Raw genomic sequence first — 21,128 nt, 5'->3', positions numbered from 1 at the left:
CCTCACTGACTCCGGGACAAATGGAGGGAACACCCCTCACCCCGACCCTCTCCCGCAAGGGGAGAGGGAGTTTCTTTCGCAGGTAGGAGCCCCCCATGTGCCTCGGCATTCCCGGACAGATCGTCGCCGTCGCGGATGCGGAGGCCATGTTGTGCGTGGTCGATGTGTCCGGTGTCCGCCGCACCGTGGACGTGGTGTGCGTGGCCGAGCCCGGGGCACCGCTTGACGACCTCGTGGGCGCCTGGGTGCTGGTTCACGTGGGCTTCGCCATGAGCCGCATCGACGAGGAAGAGGCCGCCGCCACCCTCAAGGTGCTCTCCGAGATCGGCGAGGCGGCCGTCGAGATGGAAGCCCTCACCACCGGCAGCGTCGAGCTGCTGTCCACCCCGCGCTGAGGAGCCGGACATGCGCTTCGTCGACGAATTCCGCGACCCCGCCCTTGCGAGCGCCCTCGTGAAGGAGATCGGCGCCATCGCCGCGCGTCTGGAGCGCGGGCGGGATCGCCCCTTCGCCATCATGGAGGTGTGCGGCGGGCACACCCACGCCATCTTCCGCTACGGGCTGGAGGGCCTGCTGCCCGACCTCGTGGAATTCGTCCATGGCCCCGGCTGCCCGGTCTGCGTGCTGCCCATGGGCCGGGTAGACGATTGCGTCGCCATCGCCGAGCGGCCCGAGGTGATCTTCACCACCTTCGGCGACGCCATGCGCGTGCCGGGCTCGAAGAAGAGCCTGCTCCAGGCCAAGGCGGACGGCGCCGACGTGCGCATGGTCTATTCGCCGCTCGATGCGCTCACGCTGGCGAAGCGCAATCCCGACCGCGAGGTGGTGTTCTTCGGCCTCGGCTTCGAGACCACCATGCCCTCCACGGCGCTCACCGTGCAGCGGGCGGCGCGGGAGGGCGTCACCAACTTCTCGCTGTTCTGCAACCACATCACCATCATCCCGACGCTCCGCGCGCTGCTGGAGCAGCCGGACCTCGGCATCGACGGCTTCATCGGGCCCGGGCATGTGTCCATGGTCATCGGCACGTCGCCCTATCGCTTCATCGCGGAGGAATTCGGCCGGCCGCTGGTGGTGTCGGGCTTCGAGCCCATCGACCTGCTGCAATCCCTGCTTATGGTGCTGCGGCAGATCGAGGCCGGGAAGGCGCTCATCGAGAACCAGTATGCCCGCGTGGTGCCGGAGCATGGCAACCCGGCCGCGCTGAGGGCGGTTCAGGAGGTGTATGAGCCGCGCGAGACGTTCGAGTGGCGCGGCCTCGGCTCCATCGCCGGCTCGGGGGTGCGGCTGACGGCGCCCTATGCGGCCTTCGATGCGGAAAAGCGCTTCGCCGTGCCTGATATCAAGGTGGCCGACCCCGCCCAGTGCCGCTGCGGCGAGGTGCTCACCGGCGCCGCGAAGCCCTGGGCTTGCCCCGAGTTCGGCAAGGGCTGCACGCCGGAAACGCCGCTCGGCGCGCTGATGGTGTCTTCCGAAGGTTCTTGCGCGGCTTACTATCAATATGGCGGTATACGGGGAGAGGCCGCATGAACATCCCCTTTCCCACCCCCGCCGCCACGCGCCGGCGGCCGCTGACGCAGAAGACGGTGACGCTCGCCCATGGCGGCGGCGGCAGCGCCATGCGCGATCTCATCGACGACGTGTTCCTCGCCGCCTTCTCCGGCGAGGGCCGCGCCGCGCCGGAGGATCAGGCCCGCTTCGACCTCGCCGCGCTGATGGCGCGGGGTGACCGCCTCGCCTTCACCACCGACGGCTTCGTGGTGGACCCCCTGTTCTTTCCCGGCGGCGACATCGGCAAGCTCGCCGTGTGCGGCACGGTGAACGACCTTGCGGTGGGCGGGGCGACGCCGGTGGCGCTCTCTTGCGCCATCATCATCGAGGAGGGGCTGGACGTGGAGACGCTCCGCCGCGTCGTCCGCTCCATGGCCGAGACGGCGCACGCGGCGGGCGTTTCCATCGCCACCGGCGACACCAAGGTCGTGGCGCGGGGCGCCTGCGACAAGCTCTTCATCACCACCACCGGCATCGGCGTCATCCGCGCCGGGCTCGACGTGGGCGTGACCAAGGCGCGGCCGGGCGACAAGGTGATCGTCAACGGCCTCCTCGGCGACCACGGCGCCGCCATCCTCACCGCCCGCGGCGACCTTGCGCTGGACACCGCCATCGAGAGCGACTGCGCCTCCCTCAACGGCCTGATCGACACGCTGATTTCCGCCGCCCCGGGCCTGCGCATGATGCGCGATGCCACGCGCGGCGGCATCGCGGCGGTGGTGAACGAGCTGGCCGAGGCGAGCAAGGTCGGCGTGCGGCTAGACGAACTGAGCCTGCCCATGCGGCCGGAGGTGATGGGCTTCTGCGAGATCCTGGGCCTCGACCCGCTCTATCTCGCCAACGAGGGCAAGATCCTCGCCGTGGTCCCCGCCGGGGAGACCGATGCCGCGCTCGCCGCGCTGCGAGCTCATCCGCTGGGGCGCGAGGCGGCGGTGATCGGCGAGGTCACGTCCGAGCGGCCCGGCCGGGTCGTCATGAGAACGCGCTTCGGGGGCGAGCGCATCGTCGACATGCTGGTCGGCGATCAACTGCCCCGCATCTGCTGACCCTTTTTTCAAACCTTCAAACACCGGGGAGAACTTCATGCACCGCACACTCCGCACGGCAGCCGCCGCTGCCGCCTTGGCCCTCCTGCCGCAGATCGCCTTCGCCCATACCGGCGTCGGCGACGTGCACGGCTTCAGCCACGGCTTCGCCCATCCCCTCGGCGGGCTCGATCATCTGCTCGCCATGGTCACGGTGGGCATCTTCGCCTGGCAGCTGGGCGGTCGCGCCGTGTGGGCGGTGCCCGCCACCTTCGTCGGCCTGATGGCCGTGGGCGGCGCCCTCGGCATCTCCGGCATCGACGTGCCCTTCGTGGAGCTGGGCATCGCCCTGTCGGTGATCGTGCTGGGCGGCGTGGTGGCCTTCGGCGTCAAGGCGCCGCTGGCGGCGGCCATGGCCATGGTCGGCTTCTTCGCCATCTTCCACGGCCACGCCCATGGTGCGGAAATGCCGGCGGACGCCTCGGGCCTCGCCTACGGCCTCGGCTTCATGTCGGCGACCGCCCTCCTCCATGTCGCGGGCCTCGGGCTCGGCATGGCCATCGGCCGCTTCGGCGAGATGCATGGCGAGAAGTTCGTGCGCGGCGCGGGCGCGGCGGTGGCGGTGGCCGGCGTCGGCATCCTCGCCGGGCTCGTCTGAGCGCAAAGCCCGCGCGGCGCCTGAGCGACCCACTCGGTTCCGGCCGCAGGCCGGGGCCGATGGTAGAGACCCCCAACCATGCTATAGCGCCCGTCCGACACGCTTGAGAGGCCGGACGGGTGCTGTACGACGAGGCGTATCTGGCGCGGACCGAAGAGATGGTCCGGGCCCATCTGCCGGACTGGGGCCTGCCGCCGGATGCGGCGCTCCAGCTCCTCTCCATCTCCGAGAACGCCACCTTCCGCGCCACCGCGGGCACGCAGGACATCGTGGTCCGCGTCTACCGGCCGGGCTATCACGCGGCGGCGGAAATCCGCTCCGAACTTGCCTGGATCGAGGCCCTGCGTGCCGACGCCGTGGTGCCCACCCCCGCCATCATCCCCACGCGCGACGGCCACCTCCTGAATGAGGTGAGCGCGGACGGCGCCCCGCGCCGGCTGGCCGCCTTCGCCTTCGTGCCGGGCATCGAGCCGCAGGAGGGCGCGGACCTGCCCGGCTGGTTCCACCGCCTCGGCGCCTTCCACGCGCGTCTCCACGCCCATGCCAAAAGCTGGCGGCGGCCGGCTGGCTTCACCCGCAAGGCGTGGGATTTCGAGAGCATGCTGGGCGACAGCCCGCTGTGGGGCGACTTCCGCGCCGCGCTGGGCCTCGATGCACCCGGCCGCGCGCTGCTGGAGCGCACGGCGCTCGCCCTGAAGGACCGCCTCGCGCCACTGACGACGCCGGACAGCTTCGGCCTCATCCATGCGGACCTGCGCCTCGCCAATCTGCTGGCGGACGGGGACAGCCTGACCCTCATCGATTTCGACGATTGCGGCTTCTCCTGGTACCTTTACGACTTCGCCTCGGCTGTCTCCTTCATGGAGCATTCGCCGTTGGTGCCGGCCCTCAAGAATGCGTGGGCGGACGGCTACCGCGCCCTCGCTCCCCTGCCGGCGGATGCCGACGCGCAGCTCGACCTGTTCGTGATGCTGCGCCGGATGCTGCTCACCGCCTGGGTCGCCTCCCACGCCGAGACGCCGACCGCACAGGCCATGGGCGCGCCCTATACCGCCGGGACGCTGGCGCTGGCGGAGGATTTCCTCAGCCGGCTGGGATAGGCGCGTCCGCCTCCATCGTCCTCCGCACTGCCACCATCAGCACGATCGTCGTCCTCCGGCTTGACCGGAGGACCCATGGCGCCGTTCATTCCGCCCTCCCCGCGCCTGCTCCGGCGGAGGGATGGGCCCTCCGGTCAAGCCGGAGGGCGACGGGAAGCGGGGATGGCGCAAGCCGCAACGTGACAGCGCCCCATTGCTCGGCTATGGGCGTGCCCCCGTCACCGCAGGAGAGGATGAGACAACATGGCCGCCGCACCGCAGGGCAACGCAGACGCCATCGCCCGCCTCATCGCCACCGAGATCAATGCCCGCCCGGCGCAGGTCACGGCCGCGGTCTCCCTCATCGACGAAGGTGCCACCGTCCCCTTCATCGCCCGCTACCGCAAGGAAGTGACGGGCGGCCTCGACGACACGCAGCTGCGCACGCTGGAAGAGCGCCTGTCCTACCTGCGCGAGCTGGAGAGCCGCCGCGCCGCCGTGCTCTCCTCCATCGACGGGCAGGGCAAGCTTTCCGACGAACTGCGCGGCAAGATCGAGGCGGCCACCACCAAGGCCGAGCTGGAAGACCTCTACCTCCCCTACAAGCCCAAGCGCCGCACCAAGGCGGAGATCGCCCGCGAGAAGGGCCTCGGGCCGCTGGCCGAGGCGATCCTCGCGGACCGCTCCATGGCTCCGGCCGACCGCGCGGCGGCGTTCCTGAATGAGCAGGTGGCGGACATCAAGGCGGCGCTGGATGGCGCGCGCGACATTCTGGTGGAGACCTTCGCCGAAAATGCCGAGCTGGTGGGTCGCCTGCGCGGGCACCTGAAGGCCAACGCCATGCTCAAGGCCAAGGTGGCCGAGGGCAAGGAGGAGGCGGGCGCCAAGTTCCGCGACTATTTCGACCATGCCGAAAAATGGGCCACCGCCCCGAGCCACCGCGTGCTCGCCATGCTGCGCGGACGCAACGAGGAGATGCTGACCCTCGACCTGGTCGTGGACGAGGACGCCACCACGCCGGTGAAGCCCGCCGAGCGCATCGTCGCCGAGGCCTACGACATCCCGCTGGCCAATGGCGCGCCGGCCGATTCGTTCCTCCTGGATGTGGCCCGCTGGGCATGGCGGGTGAAGCTCTCGCTGCACCTCACCGTGGAGCTGATGGGCGAGATGCGCGAGCGGGCGGAGGAAGAGGCCATCCGCGTCTTCGCCCGCAATCTCAAGGATCTGCTGCTGGCCGCTCCGGCCGGCTCGCGCGCCACCATGGGGCTCGACCCCGGCATCCGTACCGGCGTGAAGGTGGCGGTGGTGGACGGCACCGGCAAGCTGATTGCCACGTCGACCGTCTATCCCTTCCAGCCGCGCAACGACGTGCAGGGCGCCATGGCGGAGCTGGCGCACCTCATCCGCCGCCACAATGTGGAACTGATCGCCATCGGCAACGGCACGGCAAGCCGCGAGACGGACAAGCTCGCCGCCGACCTCATCGCCGCGCTGCCGCCGGACGCGTCGGGGAAGAAGCCCATCAAGGTGGTGGTGAGCGAGGCCGGTGCCTCGGTCTATTCCGCCTCCGCCACCGCCGCCGCCGAGATGCCTGACATCGACGTGTCCATCCGCGGCGCCGTTTCCATCGCCCGCCGTCTGCAGGACCCACTGGCGGAGCTGGTGAAGATCGAGCCGAAGGCCATCGGCGTCGGCCAGTATCAGCACGACGTGGATCAGGCCCGCCTCGCCAAGGCCCTCGACGCGGTGGTGGAGGACGCGGTGAACGCCGTGGGCGTGGATCTCAACACCGCCTCCGCCTCGCTGCTCGCCCGCGTCTCCGGCCTCGGCGCCTCGCTGGCGGAGGCCATCGTGGCGCACCGCAATTCCGTGGGCGCGTTCAAGACCCGCAAGGAACTCTTGAAGGTCGCCCGCCTCGGCCCGCGCACCTTCGAGCTGGCCGCCGGCTTCCTGCGCATCCCCGACGGCGCCGAACCGCTCGATGCCTCGGCCGTGCATCCGGAAGCCTATGAGGTGGCGAAGAAGATCGTCGCCGCCTGCGGGCGCGACGTGCGCCAGATCATGGGCGATACGGCGGCGCTGAAGGCGCTGGACCCGCGCGCCTTCGTGGACGAGCGCTTCGGCCTGCCCACCGTGCGCGACATCCTCACCGAGCTGGAGAAGCCCGGCCGCGACCCCCGCCCCGCCTTCAAGACCGCCACCTTCGCGGAAGGCGTCCATGAGATGAGCGACCTCAAGCCCGGCATGGTGCTGGAAGGCACCGTGACCAATGTCGCCGCCTTCGGTGCCTTCGTGGACATCGGCGTCCATCAGGACGGGCTGGTCCACGTCTCGGCGCTGGCCGACCGCTTCGTGAAGGACCCGCACGAGGTGGTGAAGGCCGGCGACGTGGTGAAGGTGCGCGTGGTGGAGGTGGACGTGAAGCGCAAGCGCATCGCCCTCTCCATGCGCAAGGACGACGCCGGCGCCTCCCGCCCCTCCGGCGGCCGTCCGGAGCAGCCGCGTAACGACTTCAAGGGCAACGACGCCCGCCGCCCGCAGCAGGGCAAGCCGGCCGACAAGGGCGGCGACAGGGGCGGGACTGGCGCCTTCGGCGCGGCGCTGGCCGAGGCCATGCGGCGCAAGGGGCAATAGACCTCAAACGAAAACGGCCGGGCGTCAGGCCCGGCCGCATTCAAAACGAAAAGAGGAAGCGTCAGCGCCGGGCGTGGACCCGCGCGAGCTTGGGCACGAGGCGTGTCAGGCGGGCGCGGCGGCCGGAGGGCGGGCCATCCTCGTCGTCCATCAGCATCACGGCAAAGCCCATCTGCACGCTGCCGAAGGTGATGCCCAGCGCCACTGTGAGGACGCCGAGGGCCAGCAGCCCATCCGGCGAATGGGCGAACAGGCTGGCGAGGTGCGCCACGTCGAACGCGACCAGAAGCGCCACGAATACGGCGGCGACGCCGATGCCGATGGCGGCGTGACGGAGAAGGAAGCGGACCAGGAACGGCATGGCGGTATCCTCGGCAGGGCTGGGGGCGTTCCGGCGATGCGACAGCACCATTACGCGGCGACATCTGGCGCCGATCACCTCAAGGATCGCCCAGCCGCAAACCCTCAACGGAAGCGTCTCACGCCGGTTCCCGTGCGACAAGCGCCCGGCCTGTCGTCAGATGGTCGCAGATGACACGCGCGCGGTTTGTCTCTGGACAAAGCCCCGTCCCCTCCCATGTGACACAAGGACATGACCACCGGCCCAAAGAACGCTCAAGCCGGCGCTTCCGGTGTCGCGCGATCAGGGAGACAGGGACATGACAAAGCCCGACAAGATGAACCGCCTCGTGGTGGTGTGCGACGGCGCCAAGGCCGTCCTGCTCGCCGATGCCGGCATCGCCCCGGCGCCGCGCTTGTCGGTGCTGGAAAGCTTCAGCGAGCCCCATCCCGGCACCGCCGCCCTCGGCACCGACCGGCCGGGGCGTGTACACGAATCCGCGACCGTCGCCCGCAGCGCCGTGGAGACCACCGATCTGCACGCCGAGGCCGAGGCCGCGTTCATCGCCCGCGTCGCCAAGCGGCTTGATGCGCTGGTGACGGCGGGGGAGGCCCCTGACCGCATCCTGCTCGTCGCCCCGCCCAAGGCGCTGGGGGTGCTGCGGGAGGCGCTGACCCACCGCGTGACGCCGCTGGTAGACGGTGAGATCGCCAAGGATCTGGTGAAGCTGCCGGTGGACGAGATCGCGAACCACATCGCCACCTGAGAGATCCCCGCCCCTACGGAGGTGGCGAAACGATCCATCGGAGGGTGGCGTTCGGATAAGGACAAACCGCCGCCCGCATGGACGGCGGTGGAAAGGTGTTGCCAGATGTCCGTGACTTCCACCCGTTCGCTTTCGCCCTGCGCCGTGTCGCGCCTGCGGCTGCTCGGCTGCCTCGTGCTGATGCTGGGCGTCGGCGCGGTCGGCGGGGCGGTGACCTCGCCGGCCATCCCTGCATGGTATCAAGGTCTGGTGAAGCCCGGCTGGACGCCGCCCAACGCCGCCTTCCCTATCGTCTGGACCCTGCTCTATCTGATGATGGCGGTGAGCCTCTGGCAGCTGTGGGACAAGGTGCCCCGCTCCTCCGCCCGCACCGTGGCCATCGGCCTCTTCCTGGCGCAGCTCGCGCTGAACTTCCTGTGGTCGCCGGTGTTCTTCGGCCTGCATGCGGTGAATGCGGGCCTCGTCATCATCATCGGGCTGGTCGTGCTGCTGGTGCTGACGCTCCGCGCCACCTTCCCCCTTGACCGAACGGCGGGCTGGCTGCTGGTGCCCTATCTCGTCTGGGTGTGCTACGCCTCGACGCTCAATGCCGGCATCGCCGTGCTCAACTGAGCGCCGGGAGGATCAAGAGATGGTGCACTGGTCGATCTATCTGTTCATCCCGCTGGCGCTGGCGCTGGTGGCGGGCGTGCTCTTCCTGGGCCTCTTCAATTTCGCCTCGGGCGGATCGCCCCAGCGTTCGCAGAAGCTGATGCAGATGCGGGTGCTGTTCCAGTTCCTCGCCATCATCATCGTCATGGCCACCATCTTCGCCATGGGCCGCTGACGATTATGGTCAAGCTGAACAAGATCTACACCCGCACCGGGGACGACGGCACCACCGGGCTCGGGACCGGAAGGCGCGTCGCCAAGTACGACCTGCGCGTCGAGGCCTATGGCGCGGTGGACGAGACCAATGCCACCCTCGGCATCGCCCGCCTGCACCTGTCGGGCGAAACCCTGCTGGATGGCATCCTGGTGCGCATCCAGAACGATCTGTTCGACCTCGGTGCCGATCTCTGCGTGCCGCCCGCGGCCAATGAGGAGGACGGCGCGAGCCTCCGCATCGTGCCGGCGCAGGTGACGCGGCTGGAGGACGACATCGACCTCCTCAACGCCGAATTATCCCCCCTCACCTCCTTCGTGCTGCCGGCCGGCACCGCCGCATCCGCCCACCTGCATCTCGCGCGCACCGTGTGCCGGCGGGCCGAGCGCATCATGGTCGCATTGTCGCACCAGGGCGAAGGCACGGTGGGTGCGCCTGCGCTGCATTACGTGAACCGGCTGTCCGACCTGCTTTTCGTCGCCGGCCGCTATGCCAACGCCCGCGGCGCGGCGGACGTGCTGTGGGTGCCGGGCAAAAGCCGCACCTGAAAGAGCCGTGCCTGAAACCGCGTCTGACGCTGGGTCCGTTGCGGGGGCGCTCCGCCCTGCTCTAAGCTTGCTCCTACGGGACAGGACGGACGCAGGCGGCGGACGGGTCCCCGGGACCGTCTGATGTTCGTTCCGATCGCCGACGCCAATCCGCTGGAGCATGTGCGCCGCCCCTACGTCACCTGGGGGCTGGTCGCGCTCAATGTGTTCGTCTTCGTCGCCCTCCAGCACGGCGCGTTCGGGCCGGTGAGCGAGGCCGGCGTGCTGGGCTTCGGCGCCATTCCCGCCGTGGTGAGCGGCGTCGCCATCCTGCCCGACGGCTACGAGCGGCTGCCGCCGGCCCTGACCCTCGTCAGCTACATGTTCCTGCACGGCGGCTGGCTGCACCTCATCGGCAACATGGCCTTCCTTTTGGTGTTCGCCGACAATGTGGAGGACGCCATGGGCCATGCCCGCTTCCTCCTGTTCTATCTGCTCTGCGGCATCATCGCCGGGCTGGTGCATGTGGTGGCCGAGCCCGGGTCGGAGGCGCCGCTGGTGGGGGCGTCCGGGGCCGTGGCCGGGGTGATCGCGGCCTATCTCGTGCTCCACCCCAACATCCGCCTGTGGGCGCTGGTGCTGATGAAGATCCCGCTGCGGGTACCCGCCTACTGGGCGATCGGCGCCTGGTTCGGCCTCCAGGTGTGGCAGATCCTGTCGAGTTCGGACCAGGAGACCGCGTGGTGGGCGCACGTGGGCGGCTTCCTCGCCGGAGCCGTGCTGGTGGCACTGATGCGCCGGCCGGGCGTCGCCCTGTTCGATCGCGATCCCTCCGGCGTGCCGAGCGTCCGAACGCCGCGCCGGAGCGAGCGTTGACACACTTTCTGGCCCCTCCTACGTTGCCCGCCCGCAAGAAATGCTGCAATGCAGGGATAAGAGCGGAAGTCACGACCATCGGTGGATTTTGCGACCGTCGGTCGAGATTTCGGGAACGGGGAGCGTGTGTCGATGAAGATCCTGGTGCCCGTTAAGCGGGTGGTGGATTACAACGTTAAGGTCCGGGTGAAGTCTGACGGTTCGGGCGTGGAGCTTGCGAACGTCAAGATGTCCATGAACCCGTTCGACGAGATCGCGGTGGAAGAGGCGCTGCGCCTCAAGGAAGCCGGCAAGGCGACCGAGGTGATCGCGGTGTCCATCGGACCGGCCCAGGCCTCCGAGACGCTCCGCACGGCCCTGGCCATGGGTGCCGACCGCGGCATCCTGGTGAAGACCGACGGCGTGGTCGAGCCGCTCGCGGTGGCCAAGATTCTCAAGGGCGTGGTGGGCGAGGAAGCCCCCGGCCTCGTGATCCTCGGCAAGCAGGCCATCGACGACGACTGCAACCAGACCGGCCAGATGCTGGCGGCGCTCCTCTCCTGGCCTCAGGCCACCTTCGCGTCCAAGGTCGTGGTGGAGGACGGCGGCGTGGTCGTCACCCGCGAGATCGACGGCGGCCTGCAGACCATCAAGCTCAACGGCCCGGCCATCGTCACGACGGACCTGCGCCTCAACGAGCCGCGCTACGCCTCGCTCCCCAACATCATGAAGGCGAAGAAGAAGCCCATCGCCGAGAAGACGCCGGCCGATTACGGCGTGGACGTCGCCCCCAGGCTCGAAGTGCTGAAGACCGCCGAGCCGGCCGGCCGCAAGGCGGGCGTGAAGGTGGGCTCGGTTGCCGAGCTGGTGGCGAAGCTCAAGGATGAGGCGGGGGTGATCTGATGGCCGTTCTGCTCATTGCCGAACACGACAATTCGGCCCTCAACGGCGTCACCGCCAAGGCCCTCACCGCTGCCGCTGCGCTCGGCTCGCCCGTGCACGTGCTGGTCGCCGGCCAGAACGCCAAGGGCGTGGCCGAGGCCGCCGCGAAGCTCTCGGGCGTCGAGAAGGTGCTGCTCGCCGACGATGCGCTCTATGCGCACCGTCTCGCCGAGCCGCTGGCTGCGCTGGTCGTCTCGCTGGCGCCCGGCTACGACGCCATCGTCGGTCCCTCCACGGCCAGCGCCAAGAACGTGCTGCCGCGCGTCGCCGCGCTGCTCGACGTGATGCAGGTGTCCGATATCACCAAGGTGGTCTCGCCCGACACGTTCGAGCGGCCCATCTATGCCGGCAACGCCATCCAGACCGTGAAGTCCAACGACGCCAAGAAGGTGGTGACGGTGCGCACCGCCTCCTTCGCCGCCACCGGCGAGGGCGGCTCGGCCGCCATCGAGACCGTGGGCGCGGCGTCCGACCCGGCCCTCTCCACCTTCGTGGAAGAGAGCATCGCCGCCTCCGACCGTCCCGAGCTGACCGCCGCGAAGATCATCGTGTCGGGCGGCCGCGCGGTGGGCTCGCGGGAGAAGTTCGCCGAGCTGATCGAGCCGCTGGCCGACGCGCTGGGCGCGGCGGTGGGCGCCTCGCGCGCCGCGGTGGACGCGGGCTATGCCCCGAACGACTGGCAGGTGGGCCAGACCGGCAAGGTCGTCGCCCCCGAGCTTTATGTCGCCCTCGGCATCTCCGGCGCCATCCAGCACCTCGCCGGCATGAAGGACTCCAAGGTCATCGTCGCCGTCAACAAGGACGAGGAAGCCCCCATCTTCCAGGTGGCGGACTACGGCCTCGTCGGCGATATCAACACCGTCATCCCCGAACTGAAGGCGGAAATCGCCAAGGTTAAGGGATAGGATCACTCTGACTGCGGCCGGAGTACCACCGGCCGCAGTTTCGGGGAGGCCCGCCCCGGTCACCGGCAACAAGGCGAAACGAGAGAATCATGCCGCTCGAGATCAAGAAGGTCGGGGTCATCGGCGCAGGCCAGATGGGCAACGGCATCGCGCACGTGTGCGCGCTCGCCGGCTATGACGTCGCGCTGCACGACGCGGACGCAGACCGCATCCGCTCCGGCCTCGCCACCATCAACGGCAACATGGCCAAGCAGGTGTCCAAGGGCGTCGTGTCCGAGACCGACCGGCAGGAAGCCCTCACCCGCATCGCCGTCGCCGAGAAGACCGAGGATCTCGCCGACTGCGACCTCGTGATCGAATCCGCCACCGAGCGGGAAGAGGTGAAGCGCAAGATCTTCTCCGCGCTCTGCCAGACGGTGAAGCCGGAGGCGATCCTCGCCTCCAACACCTCCTCCATCTCCATCACCCGCCTCGCCGCCGCCACCGACCGGCCGGAGCGCTTCATCGGCATTCACTTCATGAATCCGGTGCCGCTGATGGAGCTGGTCGAGCTGGTGCGCGGCATCGCCACCGACGACGAGACCTTCGAGGCCTCCAAAACCTTCGTCACCCGCCTGCACAAGACCTATGCGGTGGCCGAGGACTTCCCCGCCTTCATCGTCAACCGCATCCTGCTGCCGATGATCAACGAGGCCATCTACACCCTTTATGAGGGTGTGGGCTCGGTGGATTCCATCGATCGCGCCATGAAGCTTGGCGCCAATCATCCCATGGGTCCGCTGCAGCTGGCCGACTTCATCGGCCTCGACACCTGCCTCGCGGTGATGCAGGTGCTGCACGAGGGCCTCGCCGATTCCAAGTACCGGCCCTGCCCGCTGCTGGTGAAGTATGTCGAGGCCGGCTGGCTCGGCCGCAAGACGCAGCGCGGCTTCTACGACTACCGCGGCGAGAAGCCCGTCCCCACCCGCTGAGGCATCGGGCGGAGAGGCCGACAACCCGGCCTTTCCGCCGATCAGCCCAGCCCAAGGCCGCCGGGCTCATGTTCCTCGGCGGCTGCAGCGGCCGGCAGTTCCACCTTTTGCAGCAGGCCGCCCCCCGGGCGGTTCGAGAGGATGAGCCGCCCGCCGTGGCGGCTGATGATCTCGTTGGCGATGGCGAGGCCAAGGCCCGCACCCGGGATTTTCACATGCCGCGCCGGATCGACCCGGAAGAACGGCTCGAATACCTGCCCCATCAGCGCCTCGGGAATGCCGGGGCCGTCATCCTCGATCACCAGCACCACCCGCGTCGCATCGGCGCTGACGGCGAGCCGCGCGCCGCCGCCGAGGCTCGCGCCATGGGTGGCGGCGTTGACCGCGAGGTTGCGCACCGCCCGCTTGAGCGAGAGCGGCCGCCCCGCGACGCACGCCGGCGACGCCGCGAAGATGGCGACGCTGAGCCCGATCTCCCTCAATTCCATCGCCACATCGGCCGCCAGGCGGTCGAGCCGCACCATCTCCAGCGCGCCCCCCTCCACCTCCTCGCGGACGAGGCGGATGGCGCTGTCAGCGATGCGGTCCAGCTCCGCGAGATCGGAGAGCCACTGGGTGCGGTCCTCCCCATCCGGGATGAATTCCGCGCGCAGCCGCATCCGGGTGAGCGGGGTACGCAGGTCGTGGGCGGCGCCGGCAACGATGCGCATGCGGCTGTCCATGGAGGCCTTCAGCCGCGCCGACAGACTGTTGATGGCGGCCGCCGCGGCGCGCACCTCGGCCGGTCCCCGCTCCGGCAGCACGGGCAGTTCGCCGTCGGGACCGATGCGCCGCGCCGCCTCCTCCACCAGGGCCAGCGGACGGGTGAGGCGGTGGACGGCGAGGATGACGACCCCGGTGACGCCGAGGATCATGAAGGCAAGCCACACCGCAAAGCCCGCCGCGCCGCCTGGCGGGCCGGGCGGCGGTCGCGGCTGTCGGCGGCCATCCACCACCAGCCAGCGCCCGTCCGGCAACCGCAGAGCCGTGACCCCCGTGATCTCGCTGGGGCCCCCCGGCGGTTCCGGGGCGGCCGAACCCGGTCCACCGGGCGGCGGCGGGCGGCGCAGGACCTGAACGGGCAAAGTGGAGCCAAGCCTTGCCAAGGCCTCGGTCAGGAGACGCGTCTCTTCCGGATCGATCTCGCCCGCCGGCGGCTCCGGCCGCAGCAGCGCCCCCCCGACCTGCGACCGGACCTCGGTACCCTGCGGAACGGCTGCCGCCAGATCGGCCATGAGGAGGAGGTCGGCGGCATGGGTGCCATGATCGCCGAAGGGCGGCCAGTCCGGACGGACGATGAAGAAGGACGCTCCGTTCGCCAGCGCGATCACCACAAGCACGGCCACCACGAGGATGGCCGTGACCTGGGCGCGCAGCGTCCTCACGGCGCCTCCTCCATGTCCACCCGCACCGAGAGCTGGTAGCCACCATTGCGCAGGGTCTTGAGGATCTGGAACGCCCCCTGGTCACCGAGCTTGCGCCGCAGGCGGCTGACCAGCACGTCCACCGAGCGGTCGAACGGGCCAGCCTCCCGCCCGCGGGTGATGTCGAGCAGCTGGTCGCGGGAGAGAATGCGGCCGGGCCGCTCGAGAAAGGCCATCAGCAAGTCGAACTCGGCCCCAGTGAGCGCCACTTCCGAGCCGTCGGCCGCCGTGACGCGGCGCAGGTCCGGCTCGGCGCGGAAGCCGGCGAAGCCGTAGGCGCGCACAGGGGAGGACGCCGGCTCGGTGGCGCTCGTGCGCCTGAGGACGGCGCGGATGCGGGCCACCAGCTCGCGCGGATTGAACGGCTTGCCGAGATAATCGTCCGCGCCGATCTCGAGGCCGATGATGCGGTCCACATCCTCCTTCAGGGCGGTGAGCAGGATCACCGGCACCCGCGAGCGGGCGCGCAGGGCGCGGCACAGGTCGAGGCCGGATGCGTCGGGCAGCATCAGGTCCAGCACCACGAAGTCGATGCGCTGGGTGGTGAGCTTGTCCTCCATCTCCCGCCCGTCGCCGGCGGCGGTCACGCGGAAGCCCTGCGCGGCGAGATAGCGGCTGAGCAGCTTGCGGATTTCGAGATCGTCGTCGACGACGAGAATGTGGGGTCCGTCCTGTTGCACCGGTTCCTCCGTTCGGGCCGATGCTAGCCCCTGGGCCCGGCCGCCGCACGCTTGCATGCTTCCCAGCATTGCCATGCGGTGGCCGGCAACATTCAGTCACAAAATCCGCCCGGGGGGACATCTAGCGATACCTCCCCGACCTCTTTTGGCTACGAGCCGCCGCCATCCTCGCGTCAACCTGATGGACAGGAGACGCGCCATGCCGTGCGAAGAGCCGATGCGGAAGACACCCCGCCAGAGTTTCCGGGCCCTCATTCTCGCCAGCGCGAGCGTGACCATCCTGGCGATTGCCGGTTTCATCGCGTCTTCTCCGGGATACGCCAAGGTCGACGATAACCCGATCCCGCAGGACCAGCACACCGCCGCGGCCGACGCTCCCCCGCCGCCCTTCGGCCCTCCGGGGCCGCCGCGCGGACCCGGAGGCGGACCGGCTGGCTTTCCTGGCGGCTTTCCTAGTGGCTTTGCTGGCGGCGGTCTTGCCGGTGGTCCCCCGGGTGGCCCTGCGGTTGGCCCTCCCGGCCCGATGGGCCTCGCCCGCAACCTTGCCGCCGCCGAGGCCGCCCTCGGCATCCGCGCCAACCAGCTCGACGCGTGGCGCGACTTCACCGATGCGCTGCAGGAGGCCTTGCCGCCCCCGCCGCCGCCCCCTCAACCCGGCGCCGCGCCGCTCTCCCTCGTCACCGCGTTCGGAGCGCGCAGCGAGGAGGCCGGCAAGGCCGGAACCCGGCTCCTCAAGGCCGTGGACACCCTCAAAGCGCGCCTTTCGCCCGACCAGATCGAGAAACTGGGCCGGCTCGAGTTCGCACTTCTCCCGCCGCCCCCGCCGCCTCCGGGCGTGCCTTTCGGCGGCCACCCCGATCGCCCCACGCCGCCCCCCGCGCGTCCGTGAGGCCACGAGAAGGAAGGGAATCTCGCCGCCCTTGATCTTCCCTTCCCCGCAGCGGGCGTGCCTCGGCACGCCCGCTGTCCGCATTTCGACCCCGCGCCCGCCCGCCCCCGTCACACGCCTGTCGCGCACCCCCTTTACTGATCCTGAAAACGGTTTCACGCTCGATTGAAGCAACCGAGTGAAGCCAGCCGGGGTCGCACGTGCCGCGCATCGTCACCATCAGGACCGTCGCCGAGCGGGCGGGCTGCTCGATCGCCACGGTCAGCCGCGTCATCAACCGCTCGGCGCCCACCAGCGCCGACGTGGAAGCGCGGGTCCGCGCGGCCATCGACGAACTGGGCTTCCGCCCGAGCGAGATCGGCCGGGCGCTGAAGACGCTCAAGGCCCGCACCGTCGGGGTGGTGATCCCGAGCCTCACCAATCCGGTGTTCGCCGCCTCGGTGGCGGGCATGCAGGCGGCCGCCCGCGAGCGCCGGCACACCCTCCTCCTCACCGCCACCGATTACGATCCCTCCGCCGAGGCGGAACTGGTGGAGACGCTGGTGGCGCAGAACGTCGCCGGCCTCGTGCTCACCGTCGCCTGCGCCAGCCACAACGCCACCCTCGATCTGCTTGAGGCGGAGAGCATCCCCTTCGTCCTCGTCCATAACGAGCCGGAGGGCGATGCGCGCGCCGCCGTCTGCGTGGACAATGGCGCCGCCACGTCCGCCTTGACCGGGGCGATGATCGCCGCCGGGCACCGGCGCATCGCCTATCTCGCCGGCCGCTTCGCCACATCGGACCGCTCGCTGAAGCGCTACGAGGGCTATCGCGCGGCCATGGAGAAAGCCGGACTGGTGGCCGCGCCGCCGCTGGAACTCGACTATCTGGGCGACGCCCCGAGCCATGCCGCGGCGCTCTCCGGACTGTTCGGCGCCAAGTCCCCGCCAACCGCGGCGCTCTGTTCCAACGATCTGCTCGCCCTTTCCGTGACCGGAGCGCTGCGCGACCTCGGCATCCGCGTACCGGACGATGTGTCCGTCGCCGGCTTCGACGGCATCGCCCTCGGCCGGGCCATGAGCCCGAGCCTCGCCACCGTGGACACCCCCACCCGCCGCATGGGCGAGCAGGCGGTGGAACTGCTGTTCGAGATGATCGAGACCGGCACCGCGCCCCGTGTGGAGCGGCTGCCCTTCAGCCTGCGGCCCGGCGGCACGCTTGCCGCCGCGCCGAAGCGTACCCCCCGTCAAGCCCCCACCCCGCCGACCCCACCCAATCCGTGAGGCCCGCCATGCGTCCCCTCAAGACCCTTTCCGCCGTGACGCTTTCCGCTCTTGGGCTCGCCGCCGTCGCGGTCATCGCCCCCGCCCGTCCGGCCGCTGCGGCCGACGCCATCTGCTACAATTGTCCGCCCGAATGGGCCGACTGGGGCGCGATGCTGAAGGCCATCAAGGCCGACACCGGCATCGACGTGCCGCAGGACAACAAGAATTCCGGCCAGTCCCTCGCCCAGATCCTCGCCGAGAAGGCGAGCCCGGTTGCGGACGTGGCCTATCTCGGCGTCACCTTCGGCATCAAGGCGAAGGATGCCGGCGTCACCCAGCCCTACGAGCCCAAGGGCTTCGCCGACATCCCGGACGGCCTGAAGGACAAGGACGGCAACTGGTTCACCATCCATTCCGGCACGCTCGGCCTGTTCGTGAACAAGGATGCGCTCGGCGGCGCGCCGGTGCCGGCGTGCTGGGCGGACCTGCTGAAGCCCGAATACAAGGGCCTCGTCGGCTATCTCGACCCCACCTCCGCCTTCGTCGGCTATGTGGGCGCAGTGGCGGTGAACGGCGCGCTGGGCGGCTCGTTCGACGACTTCAAGCCGGGCATCGAATACTTCAAGAAGCTCCAGGCCAACCAGCCCATCGTGCCCAAGCAGACGTCCTACGCCCGCGTCGTCTCCGGCGAGATTCCGATCCTGTTCGACTATGATTTCAACGCCTATCGCGCGAAGTACAACGAGAAGGGCAACTTCGCCTTCGTCATCCCCTGCGAGGGCTCCGTCGTCGTCCCCTACGTGATGACCATGGTGAAGGGCGCGCCGCACCCCGAGGCGGCCAGGAAGGTGCTCGACTACGTGCTCTCCGACAAGGGACAGGCCATGTGGGCCAAGGCTTATCTGCGCCCCGCCCGGAACATCGAGCTGCCCGCGGATATCGCCAGCCGCTTCCTGCCCGCCTCGGACTATGCCCGCGCCAAGCCCGTGGACTATGCCCGCATGGAGACGGCGCAGAAGGCCTTCTCCGACGCCTACCTCAACAATGTGAAGTGAGGCGGGCTCAAGCCTGACGCCATGCACAGCGCCGATCGCCTCGCCCGCCTGTTCCTGCTGCCGCTTTTCCTGTTCGTGGCGGCGTTCTTCCTGCTGCCCATGGTGCGGCTGATCGGCGTCGCGGGGTCCGGCCCCAACGGGATGGCGGAATATGTCGCCATCCTCCTCAACCCGCGCTACTTCGCGACCCTCGTCGCGACGCTGCTGCTTTCGGCGGCGGTGACGGCGGCGACCCTCGCCATTGGCACCGTCGTCGCGCTGTTCCTCGCCCGCAACCGCTTCTGGGGCCGGCCGCTGCTGGTCTCCTGCCTGACCCTGCCGCTGGCCTTTCCCGGCGTGGTGGTGGGCTTCATGGTGATCCTGCTGGCGGGCCGGCAGGGGCTGCTTGCCAGCCTTTCCATGGGCCTCGGCATGGGGCGATGGGTGTTCGCCTATTCCATGGCCGGTCTGTTCGCGGGCTATGTCTATTTCTCTTTGCCGCGGGTGCTCGTGACCCTCATGGCCGCCGTGGAGAAGCTCGATCCGGCGCTGGAGGAGGCCGCCCGCTCGCTCGGCGCCGGGCGCTTCGAGGTGCTGCGGGACGTGACGCTGCCCGGCATCGCGCCGGCGCTGATGGCGTCGGGGGCCATCGCCTTCGCCACCGCCATGGGCGCCTTCGGCACCGCCTTCACGCTGGCGACGCGCATCGATGTGCTGGCTATGACCATCTATACGGAGTTCACCCTCAACGCGAACTTCGCCACCGCGGCGGCGCTCTCCATCGCCCTCGGCCTCATCACCTGGGCGGTCCTCGCCCTCTCGCGCAACCTCGCCGGCTCCGGCGTGGCGGCGGCCGGCTGAGGCGCGCCATGAAAACCCACCGCCTCACCTTCGCCTTCCAACTGTTTGTGACCCTGCTGGCGGCCGCCTTCCTGATGGTGCCGGCCGGCGCCTCCATCCTTGCCGGCTTCACCGCCAATTACTTCCGCGGCGTCTCCTCCGGCCTGACGCTGGATTGGGTGAAGCAGGTGCTGGCGCTTTATTCCGACACCATCTGGCTCTCCATCGCCCTCGCGCTCGGCACCCTCGCGGCAACCCTCGTGCTCGCCGTGCCCGCGGCCTGGGCGCTGGTGCGGCGGCCCTCGCGGCTTGCCCGCATCGTGGAGGAGGTGGTGACGCTGCCGGTGGCGGTGCCCGGCCTGGCGCTCGCGCTGGCGCTCATCCTCGCCTATGGCGCCATCCGCGAATTCCGCATGAGTCCGGCCTTCATCCTCACCGGCCACGTGCTCTACACTTTGCCCTTCATGCTGCGCGCGGTGATGGCGGTGCTCGCCGCCGTGGACATCCGCTCGCTGGAGGAAGGCGCGGCCTCGCTCGGCGCCTCGCCGCTGCAGCGTTTCTTCCATGTGGTGCTGCCCAATGCGAAGGGCGGCATCCTCGCGGGCTCGCTGATGGTGGTGACGCTCTCCGTCGGCGAGTTCAACCTCACCTGGATGCTGCACACGCCGCTGACCAAGACGCTGCCGGTGGGCCTCGCCGACAGCTACGCCTCCATGCGCCTCGAAATCGCGAGCGCCTACACGCTGGTCTTCTTCGTCATGATCGTGCCCCTCCTCCTCGCCCTCCAGTTGTTCGGCCGCACCACGGGGAACGCGCGATGACCAACTCCACCGGCGCCGCCATTTCCATCGCCGGCTGCGGCAAGACCTATCCGGACGGCACGCGGGCGCTCTCGCCGGTGGATCTGGAGGTGAAGGCCGGCGAGACGCTGGTGCTGCTCGGCCCCTCCGGCTGCGGCAAGACCACGTTGCTGCGCCTCATCGCCGGGCTGGAGACGCCCGACGCGGGCGGCCGCATCGCCTTCGACGGGGCGGACGTGACGGCCCTGCCCATCGAGAAGCGCAACGTGGGCATGGTGTTCCAGTCCTACGCTCTGTTTCCCAACATGAGCGTCATCGACAACGTGGCCTACGGTCTGCGGGTGCGCGGCGTGGGGACGTCCGAGCGGCGGGCGCAGGCGGCTTCCGTGCTCGCCATGATGCGCATCGAGGCGCTGGCGGAGCGGCGCATCGACCAGCTCTCCGGCGGCCAGCGCCAGCGCGTCGCCCTCGCCCGGGCGCTCGCCGTCCGGCCCCGCGTGCTGCTGCTGGACGAGCCTTTGACCGCCCTCGACGCTGCCCTCCGCGAGCATCTGCGCAGCGAGATCGACGCCCTGCTGCGCCGTCTCGCCATCACCGCCGTCTATGTCACCCACGACCAGGCCGAGGCGCTGGCGCTGGGAGACCGCATCGTGGTGATGAAGAACGGCGCCATCGCCCAGGTGGGCACCCCGCGCGAGGTCTATTTCCAGCCGGCGGACGATTACGTCGCCGGCTTCGTCGGCATCACCAACCGGCTGGAGGGCATCGTGCGCAACGGCCGATTCGAGACCGCCGCCGGCATCCTGCCCGTGGCCGCGCCGGACAAGTCCAAGGCGCGGCTCCTGTTCCGGCCCGAGGCGGTGCGCCTCGTGAGCCCGGCGGACGCGACGCTGGTATTCCAGGTGGCACAGGTCGAGTTTCAGGGCCCGCGCCAGCGGGTGACGCTGAACGCCGGCGACGGCACCCGCATCATCGCCGAGGCACCAGCGGACATGCCTCTTGCTGCCGGGGCGGCCATTGGCCTTGCCCTCGACGCCAACCGCTACACTCTGGCCTGACC

General features: G+C 69.7%; 23 protein-coding genes. 20 read left to right on the top strand and 3 right to left on the bottom strand.

What is annotated here, in order from left to right; genetic code table 11:
* The first annotated feature begins 95 nt into the window (after positions 1-95).
* The 6 genes from ACT54R_RS24260 (at position 96) to ACT54R_RS24235 (ending at position 6,947) form a co-directional block, all read left to right on the top strand.
* Positions 96-395, top strand: coding sequence for a HypC/HybG/HupF family hydrogenase formation chaperone (locus ACT54R_RS24260; RefSeq protein ID WP_476331246.1), 300 nt, complete (start codon positions 96-98; stop codon positions 393-395).
* A 10-nt stretch (positions 396-405) separates the two neighbouring features.
* A complete protein-coding gene (gene hypD / locus ACT54R_RS24255; protein ID WP_476331243.1) occupies positions 406-1,530 on the top strand; it encodes a hydrogenase formation protein HypD in 1,125 nt (374 codons plus the stop codon).
* Positions 1,527-2,597 (top strand): hydrogenase expression/formation protein HypE, encoded by a 1,071-nt coding sequence (gene hypE, locus ACT54R_RS24250; protein WP_476331240.1) that lies wholly within the window; start codon positions 1,527-1,529, stop codon positions 2,595-2,597. Before hypD ends, hypE begins: the two co-directional genes overlap by 4 nt.
* 37 nt (positions 2,598-2,634) lie before the next feature.
* The gene (locus ACT54R_RS24245; RefSeq protein WP_476331237.1) at positions 2,635-3,234 is read left to right on the top strand and encodes a HupE/UreJ family protein; all 600 of its coding nucleotides are present in this window, start codon (positions 2,635-2,637) and stop codon (positions 3,232-3,234) included.
* 119 nt (positions 3,235-3,353) lie between these two features.
* Complete coding sequence (locus ACT54R_RS24240; RefSeq protein WP_476331234.1) at positions 3,354-4,334, top strand: phosphotransferase enzyme family protein; 981 nt, start codon at positions 3,354-3,356, stop codon at positions 4,332-4,334.
* Between the two features lie 243 nt (positions 4,335-4,577).
* Complete coding sequence (locus ACT54R_RS24235; RefSeq protein ID WP_476331231.1) at positions 4,578-6,947, top strand: Tex family protein; 2,370 nt, start codon at positions 4,578-4,580, stop codon at positions 6,945-6,947.
* A gap of 61 nt (positions 6,948-7,008) precedes the next feature.
* Here ACT54R_RS24235 and ACT54R_RS24230 read toward each other — a convergent pair whose 3' ends face one another.
* The gene (locus tag ACT54R_RS24230) at positions 7,009-7,308 is read right to left on the bottom strand and encodes a hypothetical protein (protein WP_476331228.1); all 300 of its coding nucleotides are present in this window, start codon (positions 7,306-7,308) and stop codon (positions 7,009-7,011) included.
* A 298-nt stretch (positions 7,309-7,606) separates the two neighbouring features.
* Between ACT54R_RS24230 and ACT54R_RS24225 the strand changes: the two genes are divergently transcribed.
* The 8 genes from ACT54R_RS24225 to ACT54R_RS24190 all read left to right on the top strand — a co-directional run bounded on the left by ACT54R_RS24225 (position 7,607) and on the right by ACT54R_RS24190 (position 13,118).
* Positions 7,607-8,053 carry a host attachment protein gene (locus tag ACT54R_RS24225; protein WP_476331225.1) on the top strand — a complete coding sequence of 149 codons (447 nt, stop codon included), beginning with the start codon at positions 7,607-7,609 and terminating at the stop codon, positions 8,051-8,053.
* A 105-nt stretch (positions 8,054-8,158) separates the two neighbouring features.
* Positions 8,159-8,665, top strand: a complete 507-nt coding sequence (locus ACT54R_RS24220) for a TspO/MBR family protein (RefSeq protein WP_476331222.1) — start codon at positions 8,159-8,161, stop codon at positions 8,663-8,665.
* 19 nt (positions 8,666-8,684) lie between these two features.
* Complete coding sequence (locus tag ACT54R_RS24215) at positions 8,685-8,879, top strand: twin transmembrane helix small protein (protein WP_476331219.1); 195 nt, start codon at positions 8,685-8,687, stop codon at positions 8,877-8,879.
* A 5-nt stretch (positions 8,880-8,884) separates the two neighbouring features.
* The gene (locus tag ACT54R_RS24210) at positions 8,885-9,466 is read left to right on the top strand and encodes a cob(I)yrinic acid a,c-diamide adenosyltransferase (RefSeq protein ID WP_476331216.1); all 582 of its coding nucleotides are present in this window, start codon (positions 8,885-8,887) and stop codon (positions 9,464-9,466) included.
* Between the two features lie 123 nt (positions 9,467-9,589).
* Positions 9,590-10,321: a rhomboid family intramembrane serine protease gene (locus ACT54R_RS24205; protein WP_476331213.1), complete on the top strand. Its 732-nt coding sequence runs from the start codon at positions 9,590-9,592 to the stop codon at positions 10,319-10,321.
* Positions 10,322-10,453: 132 nt separating this feature from the next.
* The gene (locus tag ACT54R_RS24200; protein WP_476331210.1) at positions 10,454-11,203 is read left to right on the top strand and encodes an electron transfer flavoprotein subunit beta/FixA family protein; all 750 of its coding nucleotides are present in this window, start codon (positions 10,454-10,456) and stop codon (positions 11,201-11,203) included.
* Positions 11,203-12,147 carry an electron transfer flavoprotein subunit alpha/FixB family protein gene (locus ACT54R_RS24195; protein ID WP_168457187.1) on the top strand — a complete coding sequence of 315 codons (945 nt, stop codon included), beginning with the start codon at positions 11,203-11,205 and terminating at the stop codon, positions 12,145-12,147. Before ACT54R_RS24200 ends, ACT54R_RS24195 begins: the two co-directional genes overlap by 1 nt.
* A gap of 89 nt (positions 12,148-12,236) precedes the next feature.
* A complete protein-coding gene (locus tag ACT54R_RS24190; protein ID WP_168457186.1) occupies positions 12,237-13,118 on the top strand; it encodes a 3-hydroxybutyryl-CoA dehydrogenase in 882 nt (293 codons plus the stop codon).
* A 41-nt stretch (positions 13,119-13,159) separates the two neighbouring features.
* Here the strand turns inward: ACT54R_RS24190 and ACT54R_RS24185 are convergent, their stop codons facing one another.
* Both ACT54R_RS24185 and ACT54R_RS24180 read right to left on the bottom strand, forming a co-directional pair.
* On the bottom strand, positions 13,160-14,542 hold the full coding sequence (locus ACT54R_RS24185; RefSeq protein WP_476331206.1) for an ATP-binding protein: 1,383 nt from the start codon (positions 14,540-14,542) through the stop codon (positions 13,160-13,162).
* Positions 14,539-15,261 (bottom strand): response regulator, encoded by a 723-nt coding sequence (locus tag ACT54R_RS24180; protein WP_476331203.1) that lies wholly within the window; start codon positions 15,259-15,261, stop codon positions 14,539-14,541. The genes ACT54R_RS24185 and ACT54R_RS24180 overlap by 4 nt, the downstream gene beginning before the upstream one ends.
* Positions 15,262-15,784: 523 nt before the next feature.
* Here ACT54R_RS24180 and ACT54R_RS24175 point away from each other — a divergent pair.
* The 6 genes from ACT54R_RS24175 to ACT54R_RS24150 all read left to right on the top strand — a co-directional run bounded on the left by ACT54R_RS24175 (position 15,785) and on the right by ACT54R_RS24150 (position 21,126).
* Entirely contained in the window at positions 15,785-16,150 is a 366-nt protein-coding gene (locus ACT54R_RS24175; RefSeq protein ID WP_476331200.1) for a hypothetical protein, read from the top strand.
* A gap of 200 nt (positions 16,151-16,350) precedes the next feature.
* A complete protein-coding gene (locus tag ACT54R_RS24170) occupies positions 16,351-17,412 on the top strand; it encodes a substrate-binding domain-containing protein (protein WP_476331198.1) in 1,062 nt (353 codons plus the stop codon).
* A gap of 8 nt (positions 17,413-17,420) precedes the next feature.
* Entirely contained in the window at positions 17,421-18,449 is a 1,029-nt protein-coding gene (locus ACT54R_RS24165) for an ABC transporter substrate-binding protein (protein WP_476331195.1), read from the top strand.
* Positions 18,450-18,470: 21 nt separating this feature from the next.
* A complete protein-coding gene (locus ACT54R_RS24160) occupies positions 18,471-19,289 on the top strand; it encodes an ABC transporter permease (RefSeq protein WP_281804680.1) in 819 nt (272 codons plus the stop codon).
* 8 nt (positions 19,290-19,297) lie between these two features.
* Entirely contained in the window at positions 19,298-20,089 is a 792-nt protein-coding gene (locus ACT54R_RS24155) for an ABC transporter permease (RefSeq protein WP_476331192.1), read from the top strand.
* Entirely contained in the window at positions 20,086-21,126 is a 1,041-nt protein-coding gene (locus ACT54R_RS24150) for an ABC transporter ATP-binding protein (RefSeq protein WP_476331189.1), read from the top strand. The genes ACT54R_RS24155 and ACT54R_RS24150 overlap by 4 nt, the downstream gene beginning before the upstream one ends.
* Positions 21,127-21,128 lie beyond the last annotated feature (2 nt).

It is taken from the genome of Xanthobacter sp. DMC47 (assembly GCF_056313845.1).
The sequence above is the reverse complement of the archived record's forward strand: the minus strand, read 5'-3'. Positions and strand labels throughout refer to the sequence as shown.